The 2892-nt window shown below is 54.2% G+C and carries 1 rRNA gene; it reads right to left on the bottom strand.

Annotation, left to right across the window (positions count from 1 at the left end):
- Positions 1-20 precede the first annotated feature (20 nt).
- Positions 21-2892, bottom strand: a 23S ribosomal RNA gene (locus ACR6AS_RS20450); the annotation flags it as partial.

Below are 2892 nucleotides of genomic sequence, written 5' to 3'. Positions count from 1 at the left end.
AAAAACGCCTCTGGCGTTGTAAGGTTAAGCCTCACGGGTCATTAGTACCGGTTAGCTCAACGCATCGCTGCGCTTACACACCCGGCCTATCAACGTCGTCGTCTTCAACGTCCCTTCAGGACCCTCAAGGGGTCAGGGAGAACTCATCTCGGGGCAAGTTTCGTGCTTAGATGCTTTCAGCACTTATCTTTTCCGCACTTAGCTACCGGGCAGTGCCATTGGCATGACAACCCGAACACCAGTGGTGCGTTCACTCCGGTCCTCTCGTACTAGGAGCAACCCCCCTCAATTCTCCAGCGCCCACGGCAGATAGGGACCGAACTGTCTCACGACGTTCTAAACCCAGCTCGCGTACCACTTTAAACGGCGAACAGCCGTACCCTTGGGACCTACTTCAGCCCCAGGATGTGATGAGCCGACATCGAGGTGCCAAACACCGCCGTCGATATGAACTCTTGGGCGGTATCAGCCTGTTATCCCCGGAGTACCTTTTATCCGTTGAGCGATGGCCCTTCCATTCAGAACCACCGGATCACTATGACCTGCTTTCGCACCTGCTCGAGCCGTCACTCTCGCAGTCAAGCCAGCTTATGCCATTGCACTAACCTCACGATGTCCGACCGTGATTAGCTGACCTTCGTGCTCCTCCGTTACTCTTTAGGAGGAGACCGCCCCAGTCAAACTACCCACCAGACACTGTCCGCACCCCGGATCACGGGGCCACGTTAGAACATCAAACATTAAAGGGTGGTATTTCAAGGATGGCTCCACGCAGACTGGCGTCCGCGCTTCAAAGCCTCCCACCTATCCTACACATCAAGGCTCAATGTTCAGTGTCAAGCTGTAGTAAAGGTTCACGGGGTCTTTCCGTCTTGCCGCGGGTACACTGCATCTTCACAGCGAGTTCAATTTCACTGAGTCTCGGGTGGAGACAGCCTGGCCATCATTACGCCATTCGTGCAGGTCGGAACTTACCCGACAAGGAATTTCGCTACCTTAGGACCGTTATAGTTACGGCCGCCGTTTACCGGGGCTTCGATCAAGAGCTTCTCCTTACGGATAACCCCATCAATTAACCTTCCGGCACCGGGCAGGCGTCACACCGTATACGTCCACTTTCGTGTTTGCACAGTGCTGTGTTTTTAATAAACAGTTGCAGCCAGCTGGTATCTTCGACTGGCTTCAGCTCCGGGAGCAAGTCCCCTCACCTACGCGCCAGCGTGCCTTCTCCCGAAGTTACGGCACCATTTTGCCTAGTTCCTTCACCCGAGTTCTCTCAAGCGCCTTGGTATTCTCTACCTGACCACCTGTGTCGGTTTGGGGTACGATTCTGTGTTACCTGATGCTTAGAGGCTTTTCCTGGAAGCAGGGCATTTATCACTTCAGCACCGTAGTGCCTCGTCGTCACGCCTCAGTGTAAAGTGAACCGGATTTGCCTGGAACACACACCTACACGCTTAAACCGGGACAACCGTCGCCCGGCTGATATAGCCTTCTCCGTCCCCCCTTCGCAGTAACACCGAGTACAGGAATATTAACCTGTTTCCCATCGACTACGCCTTTCGGCCTCGCCTTAGGGGTCGACTCACCCTGCTCCGATTAACGTTGAACAGGAACCCTTGGTCTTCCGGCGAGCGGGCTTTTCACCCGCTTTATCGTTACTTATGTCAGCATTCGCACTTCTGATACCTCCAGCATGCCTCACAGCACACCTTCGACGGCTTACAGAACGCTCCCCTACCCAACAGCGCTTGCGCGCCGCTGCCGCAGCTTCGGTGCATGGTTTAGCCCCGTTACATCTTCCGCGCAGGCCGACTCGACCAGTGAGCTATTACGCTTTCTTTAAATGATGGCTGCTTCTAAGCCAACATCCTGGCTGTCTGTGCCTTCCCACATCGTTTCCCACTTAACCATGACTTTGGGACCTTAGCTGGCGGTCTGGGTTGTTTCCCTCTTCACGACGGACGTTAGCACCCGCCGTGTGTCTCCCGTGATAACATTCTCCGGTATTCGCAGTTTGCATCGGGTTGGTAAGCCGGGATGGCCCCCTAGCCGAAACAGTGCTCTACCCCCGGAGATGAGTTCACGAGGCGCTACCTAAATAGCTTTCGGGGAGAACCAGCTATCTCCCGGTTTGATTGGCCTTTCACCCCCAGCCACAGGTCATCCGCTAATTTTTCAACATTAGTCGGTTCGGTCCTCCAGTTAGTGTTACCCAACCTTCAACCTGCCCATGGCTAGATCACCGGGTTTCGGGTCTATACCCTGCAACTTAACGCCCAGTTAAGACTCGGTTTCCCTGCGGCTCCCCTATACGGTTAACCTTGCTACAGAATATAAGTCGCTGACCCATTATACAAAAGGTACGCAGTCACCCCATTAAAGAGGCTCCCACTGCTTGTACGTACACGGTTTCAGGTTCTGTTTCACTCCCCTCGCCGGGGTTCTTTTCGCCTTTCCCTCACGGTACTGGTTCACTATCGGTCAGTCAGGAGTATTTAGCCTTGGAGGATGGTCCCCCCATATTCAGACAGGATACCACGTGTCCCGCCTTACTCATCGAGCTCACAGCCTGTGTGTTTTTGTGTACGGGAGTATCACCCTGTACCCTGCGACTTTCCAGACGCTTCCACTAACACACAAGCTGATTCAGGCTCTGGGCTGCTCCCCGTTCGCTCGCCGCTACTGGGGGAATCTCGGTTGATTTCTTTTCCTCGGGGTACTTAGATGTTTCAGTTCCCCCGGTTCGCCTTGCAGCACTATGTATTCATGCTGCAATGATGCACTGAGTGCACCGGGTTTCCCCATTCGGACATCGACGGCTGTAGCGGTTCATATCACCTTACCGTCGCTTTACGCAGATTAGCACGTCCTTCATCGCCTCTGACTGCC

The organism is Pantoea phosphatilytica (genome assembly GCF_051025615.1).
In the GTDB taxonomy this organism is placed as follows: domain Bacteria; phylum Pseudomonadota; class Gammaproteobacteria; order Enterobacterales; family Enterobacteriaceae; genus Pantoea.
The sequence above is the reverse complement of the archived record's forward strand: the minus strand, read 5'-3'. Positions and strand labels throughout refer to the sequence as shown.